At 71.1% G+C, this 6,231-nt stretch carries 5 protein-coding genes; 3 read left to right on the top strand and 2 right to left on the bottom strand.

The window, feature by feature from the left end; genetic code table 11:
• Positions 1–627: 627 nt before the first annotated feature.
• Positions 628–1,491 (top strand): 3-hydroxybutyryl-CoA dehydrogenase, encoded by an 864-nt coding sequence (locus AC5LUJ_RS15785; RefSeq protein ID WP_250286517.1) that lies wholly within the window; start codon positions 628–630, stop codon positions 1,489–1,491.
• A 21-nt stretch (positions 1,492–1,512) separates the two neighbouring features.
• Positions 1,513–2,673: an acyl-CoA dehydrogenase family protein gene (locus AC5LUJ_RS15790; RefSeq protein WP_250286518.1), complete on the top strand. Its 1,161-nt coding sequence runs from the start codon at positions 1,513–1,515 to the stop codon at positions 2,671–2,673.
• 166 nt (positions 2,674–2,839) lie between these two features.
• Here AC5LUJ_RS15790 and AC5LUJ_RS15795 read toward each other — a convergent pair whose 3' ends face one another.
• Together AC5LUJ_RS15795 and AC5LUJ_RS15800 are read right to left on the bottom strand one after the other, a co-directional pair.
• Positions 2,840–3,889 (bottom strand): LLM class F420-dependent oxidoreductase, encoded by a 1,050-nt coding sequence (locus AC5LUJ_RS15795; protein ID WP_250286519.1) that lies wholly within the window; start codon positions 3,887–3,889, stop codon positions 2,840–2,842.
• Between the two features lie 214 nt (positions 3,890–4,103).
• Positions 4,104–4,487, bottom strand: a complete 384-nt coding sequence (locus tag AC5LUJ_RS15800) for a VOC family protein (RefSeq protein WP_250286520.1) — start codon at positions 4,485–4,487, stop codon at positions 4,104–4,106.
• Between the two features lie 486 nt (positions 4,488–4,973).
• On the opposite strand from AC5LUJ_RS15800, the gene AC5LUJ_RS15805 reads away from it, so the two are divergent.
• A complete protein-coding gene (locus tag AC5LUJ_RS15805; protein ID WP_250286521.1) occupies positions 4,974–6,026 on the top strand; it encodes a hypothetical protein in 1,053 nt (350 codons plus the stop codon).
• The last annotated feature ends 205 nt before the right edge of the window (positions 6,027–6,231 follow it).

The following is a 6,231-nucleotide window of genomic DNA, read 5'->3' on the forward strand; positions in this document are numbered from 1 at the left end:
CCCCTGCTCCGCCCCGCCCGCCTGCCTGCCTGCCTGCCTGCCTGACTGTCCGCAACATAACCGCTACAGCACGCGCTCGAAAACCTGACGCACGCATGCCACGGCGGTTCATACCGATCACGCGGAGTTCCACCGGACAGCACCGGATTCCGCCATATCACGTCAAATAAAACCGGATACAGACGGATTCCACCCGGTTCCACAGGACGCGGGCACCCACCACCGGAACGGACAGGGGACGTGGTACGGCCGGCCACCCCGTCCGCCCGCGGCGTCAACGGCCGGCGGAACCGGCCCACGAAGCGATATAACGGAAAGTAATGTCCTGGTGTCGCTACGGCTCACAGCCCGGTCCCGGGATTACCTGTAAAGATCGCGACATGCCTCCGGCCGGAGCCGGCCACCCGACCCAGCGTGATGGACGGCGATGGGTACGGTATCGACGGCAGGAAGCTTGTACATCCGATAGATGGATGTCAAAATATCTCTCGCGCGTGACGGCGGAAGCTCTCATCCGCCGGCGAAAACCGGAAAGATCCGGAAAGCTACCGAGCCGGCGCGGGAACGGCGCCCACGGGCCAGGACGAGCGGCGACGGCCCACCGGGCCAGGACGAGGAGAACTGGACATGAGTGGGATCCAGCGGGTGGGAATCGTGGGTGCCGGGCTGATGGGCTCCGGCATCGCCGAGGTCAGCGCCCGGGCAGGGCTGGACGTCGTGGTGACCGAGGTGAGCCAGCTCGCGCTCGAGGCGGGGCAGCGGCGGATCGAGAAGTCGTTCGAGCGCGCGGTCCGCGGCCAGAAACTGAGCGAGCAGGAGCGCGACGCGGCGCTGAGCCGCGTGCGCTACACCACCAGCCTGGACGACTTCATCGACCGGGACCTGGTGGTCGAGGCCATCGCGGAGAACGAGCAGGCCAAGCTGGAGGTGTTCACGGCGCTGGACAAGGTGGTGGCCTCACCCGAGGCGATCCTGGCGTCGAACACCTCGTCGATTCCGATCATGAAGCTGGGCATGGCCACGACCCGGCCGGCGTACGTGGTGGGCCTGCACTTCTTCAACCCGGTGCCGGTGCTGAAGCTGGTGGAGCTGATCCCGTCGCTGCTGACCTCCGAGGAGACCCTGGCGGCCGTGACGGACTTCGCCACCGGGGCGCTGGGCAAAACGGTGATCCGCTCGCAGGACAGGGCGGGCTTCGTGGTCAACGCGCTGTTGATCCCGTACATACTGTCGGCGATCCGGATGATGGAGTCGGGTTTCGCGTCGGTGGAGGACATCGACAACGGCATGGTGTACGGCTGCTCCCATCCGATGGGGCCGCTGCGGCTGGCGGATCTGATCGGCCTGGACACCGTGAAGGCGGTGGCGGACTCGCTGTACGAGGAGTTCAAGGAGCCCCTTTACACCGCCCCGCCGCTGCTGCTACGGATGGTCGATGCCGGCCTGCTGGGCAAGAAGTCCAGTCGTGGCTTCTACGACTATCACAGTTGATCTTCCGGGAAGGAGTCGGGGATGAGCCAGGGCTTCGGGCTTTACCAGCTCGGCGAGGAACACGAGGCGCTGCGCGCGGCCGTACGCGCGCTGGCGGAGAAGGAGATCGCGCCATACGCGACGGAGGTGGACGAAGCCGAACGGTTTCCGGCGGAGGCCCGTGACGCCCTGGTGAAGGCGGATTTCCACGCGGTGCACATCCCGGAGTCCTACGGCGGCCAGGGCGCGGACGCGGTCTCGGCGTGCATCCTGATCGAGGAGGTCGCGCGGGTGTGCGCGTCCTCGTCACTGATCCCGGCGGTGAACAAGCTGGGCTCGCAGCCGATCATCCTGTCCGCCGACGAGGAGCTCAAGCGCACGGTGCTGACCGAGATCGCGGCCGGCGCCGGGATCTCGTACGCGCTCTCCGAACGAGAGGCGGGCTCGGACACCGCGTCGATGCGCACCCGCGCCCAGCTGGACGGGGACCACTGGGTGCTCAACGGCACGAAGGCCTGGATCACCAACGCCGGGGAGTCGACCTGGTACACGGTGATGGCGGTGAGCAACCCGAACGCGGACAAGCCCTCACGGGGCATCTCCGCGTTCGTGGTGCACCGGGACGACCCGGGCTTCTCGGTGGGCAACAAGGAGCGGAAGCTGGGGATCAAGGGATCGCCGACCAGGGAGATCCACTTCGAGAACTGCACGATCCCGGCCAACCGGATCATCGGCGAGCCGGGCACCGGCCTGAAGACGGCGCTGGCCACCCTGGACCACACCCGTCCGACGATCGCGGCGCAGGCGCTGGGGATCGCGCAGGGCGCGCTGGACGCGGCCGTGGACTACGTGCGCGAGCGCCGGCAGTTCGGGCAGCGCATCGGGGACTTCCAGGGCATCCAGTTCATCCTGGCCGAGCTGGCGATGAAGATCGAGGCCGCGCGGCATCTGGTGTACGCCTCGGCGGCGACCACCGAGCGCGGTGAGCCGCAGGCGGGCTTCCGCTCCGCGGCGGCCAAGACGTTCGCCTCGGACGTGGCCATGGCGGTGACCGTCGACGCCGTGCAGCTGTTTGGCGGCGCCGGGTACACCCGGGACTTCCCGGTGGAGCGGATGCTGCGCGACGCCAAGATCACCCAGATCTACGAGGGCACCAACCAGATCCTGCGCATAGTCATGGCCCGCCACCTGCTCCGAGGCTGACCCGCCCGACACCGGCACAACGCCCGGCGCATCGCCGGGCCCGGCGATGCGCCGCGAGGCCGGCCGGCCCTGGGGACGAAGGGGGCGTGGGCTCCTCCCAGAGCCCGCGCCCACCGGCGGGCCGTGCCCGCGGTGGGCGCGCCCGCCGCCCGTCCCCGGCCGGCGGTCAGTCGATGATCGCGCGTAGCTGCTCGACGGCGTGCACACGCTCGGCGTGCGCGGCCGCCAGCGGCGTCACGTGCAGGGTCGTGACACCGGCTTCGGCAAAGGCGGCGACCCGCTCCTTGATGTACCCGGGCGGCCCCACCAGCGAGGTGTCCCGGACCAGGTCCTCCGGGATGGCGGCCGCGGCCTCCTCCTTGCGCCCGGCGAGGTAGAGCTCCTGGACGACGTCGGCGGCCTGCTCGTACCCGTACCGGCAGGCCAGGTCGTTGTAGAAGTTCCTGCCCTTCGCGCCCATGCCGCCGATGTAGAGGGCCAGCTGGGCGCGATATGGCCGCAGCAGCTCGGGATCGTCCTGGTAGCCCTCGCCGATGGCGAGGAACACGCTGGCGGTGATGTCCAGCGGGCCGAGCTCGGGGTCGCGCCTGGCATAGCCCTCCCGCAGGGCGCTCCCCCACGCGTTGTCGGCCCTGTCCGGGTGGAAGAACACCGGCAGCCATCCCTCCGCGATCTCGGCGGCCAGCGCCACGTTACGCGGGCCGATCGCGGCCAGGACGATCGGGATCCGGGGCCGCAGCGGACGGTTTATGATCTTCAGTGGCTTGCCGAGGCCGCTGCCCTGGCCCTCCGGCAGCGGGACCTGGTAGTACTTGCCCTTGTACACCACGGGTTCCCGCCGCCACACCTGGCGGCAGATGTCTATCACCTCGCGGGTGCGGCCCAGCGGCGCGTCGTAGAGGATGCCGTGGAAGCCCTCGATCACCTGTGGCCCGGACGCGCCGAGCCCGAGCCAGAACCGGCCACCGGAGACGAAGTCCAGGCCCGCGGCGGTCATCGCGGTCAGTGTCGGGGTACGGGTGTATAGCTGCAGGATGGCGGAGGCGATCTCCAGCCGGCTGGTCCGCGCCGCGATGAAGCCGAGCTGGCTGACCGCGTCAAAGGTGTACGCCTCGGCGACCGAGACGATGTCGAGTCCGGCCTTCTCGAAGTCCTCGAGCTCGGCGACGGCCTCCGTGAAGCCACCGCTGTAACTCAGCGTCATGCCGATCCGCATCGATCTCCCCAGTTCTGCTCGCAATAACAGTCACAACTGACTGGACGATATCGCTGGTGACCCGGCCCGAGACAGAACTTTCACGGTGGCCGGCACCTTCACCGCGGCCGGCGGACGGCAACCCGCTCCGCCCGTCCGCGGCCCGTCCGCCACCCGTCCGCCACCCGTCCGTGGCCCGTCCGCGGCCCGTCGGCGGGGGCCGGGCGGGCCCCCGTCAGGCCGCGCTGCCGTAAGGGCGGGTGAGGATCTCCAGCAGGTGGCCGTCCGGGTCCTGGAAGTAGGCCCCGCGACCGCCGCTGCCGTGGTTGATCTCTCCCGGCCGGCTGCGGCCCGGGTCGGCCCAGTAACGGATGCCACGCTCGCGGATCCGTCCGAAGATCTCGTCGAACTCCGTCTCGCCGATGAGGAAGGCATAGTGCTGCGGGGTGACCGCGCCTTTCGTCTCGGCGAAGTCGAGGCTCACGCCGTTGTCGGCCGTGACCACGAGGAAGTGGCCGAACGGGGCCGGGCCGCCCAGCCCGAGGACGTCGGCGAAGAAGGCGGCCGACGCGCTCTTGTCATGCGCCGACACGATGGTGTGGTTGAGCTCTACGGTCATGGCGGTAGTCCCTTCCGGGCCCCTTCAGCGGCCTCTTCCGGCTCCTGCAGGAGTCCCTTGCACGGTTCTTTCCGGGCTTCCGTGCTGCTCACCTGTGCGATGCGCCGCGCCTTTCCTGCCTGTCACGGTGGGTGGGTGCGGACGCCGCGCGCCCGTGGACGACCATGCCACGGCGGGCCGCCGGCCGGCGCGCCGAACGCCTCCGGCGGCGCCGTAAGGCATGTCGGGAAAGGCATGACAGCAGTCTGCAACCTCAACCGCACTTCAGGTCAACAGGAACCGCACGACTGCTCCCGGCCGCCCAGCCGCCGTCCCCCAGCCGTTGCCTCCCAGCCGTCGCCTCCCAGCCGTCTTCCGGGTGCGGCTGATCCCCGGGCCGCCGCCGGCACCGTGGTCCGTCAGGATCCAGCACCGTGGTCCGTCAGGATCCAGAAGAAGCGGCCGGGCGGTGGCACGGCCGCGCTGGCGGGCAAAGGAGCGGGGCACATGAGCGACCGGGACGAGAAGGACAACGACAGGGACGGCGCGGGCCACGAGGACGGCACGGCGGTGGCGGTGGGTGGCGGCGGGTGGCGGCTGCTCGTCGGTGACCTGCCGCTGGTCGTCGTCCCCGGCCTTGTCGTCGAGCTGCGCGAGCTGCCGCCGTACAGCATCGCGCTGGACGGGGTCGTGCAGGGCCCCGCGCTCGACCTGCGCGCCCGCCGGCTGAGTTTCGACCACCACGGCGCCTGCATCCGGCTGGTGACCACCGCGACCTGCCGACAGGTCACCGACGCGCTGCTGCTCGGGCTGGATCCCCGCCGTTACACCGTCTACGTCAACGACGTCGACGCGGACACCGCGCTGGCCGTGGCGCTGCTGGCCCACCCGGGCTGGCTGGCGGCGGCCTCGCCGGTACGCGGGCCGGTGCGGCGGCTGGTCGAGGCGGTCGCCGGGCGGGACGCGCACGGCCCCGCCTACCCGGTGGCCGAACCGGGCCTGCTCGCCGCGTTCGCCGCCCGGGTGCCACTGCCCTCCCGGGCCGGCGGTGGCGGCGGCGACGCCGCGCGGATGGCCGCTGACCTCAGCCGCTGCGTGGCGGCGATCGCCGAGCTGGCCAGCGGTCTCGCCGGCACCGGCCCGGGCGGCCCGGCCGACGGGAGCGATCCGGTCCCGGCGGGTGACCAGGCCGGCCGGCGGCCGGCGGCGTCGTTCAGGATCACCCATGCCGGGACGGGATGGGTGATGGCGACCAGCGACACCGACGCCTTCGACCGGGTGTACGAGGCGGGGCACACCCGGGCGGTGATGTGGCGGCCGCTGCCCGACGGCTCGACCGCGTACACCGTGGGACGGCGCAGCGACCTGGTGGACGGCTTCCCGGTCGGGCCGGTCGCGGAGCCGGGGACGATCCTCGGCGCGCTCGCCGCGCGGGAACCCGGCTGGGGCGGGGGCAGCTCGATCGGCGGCGCGCCCAGGCGTCCCGGCGGCTCCCGCAGCTCGCTGCGCCCGGACGAGGTCTTCACGATCGTCGAGGCAGCCGTCACCGCCGCCGGCTGACCCACGGATACACGACGCGGGGCAGGTGATCGGCACCGGCGCCGGTGCGCGACGATGAGGCGTGCCCGATTCCGAACCCGCCGGACGGTATCAGCCGCTCGCCGTACCGACCTCCGCCAGAAACCGGCCGGGACAGGCGTGCTGGGCGGACGCGATGAAAGCCGCGATGACGCGCGGCCGCGTGACGACACCCGCGCTCACCGCC

Source organism: Protofrankia sp. CiP1_Cm_nod3, from assembly GCF_982290655.1.

Bases quoted from the DNA above. Each gene is read 5' to 3' on its own strand.
- AC5LUJ_RS15785 (WP_250286517.1), top strand. From the start codon at position 628: ATGAGTGGGATCCAGCGGGTGGGAATCGTGGGTGCCGGGCTGATGGGC.
- AC5LUJ_RS15790 (WP_250286518.1), top strand. From the start codon at position 1,513: ATGAGCCAGGGCTTCGGGCTTTACCAGCTCGGCGAGGAACACGAGGCG.
- AC5LUJ_RS15795 (WP_250286519.1), bottom strand. From the start codon at position 3,889: ATGCGGATCGGCATGACGCTGAGTTACAGCGGTGGCTTCACGGAGGCC.
- AC5LUJ_RS15800 (WP_250286520.1), bottom strand. From the start codon at position 4,487: ATGACCGTAGAGCTCAACCACACCATCGTGTCGGCGCATGACAAGAGC.
- AC5LUJ_RS15805 (WP_250286521.1), top strand. From the start codon at position 4,974: ATGAGCGACCGGGACGAGAAGGACAACGACAGGGACGGCGCGGGCCAC.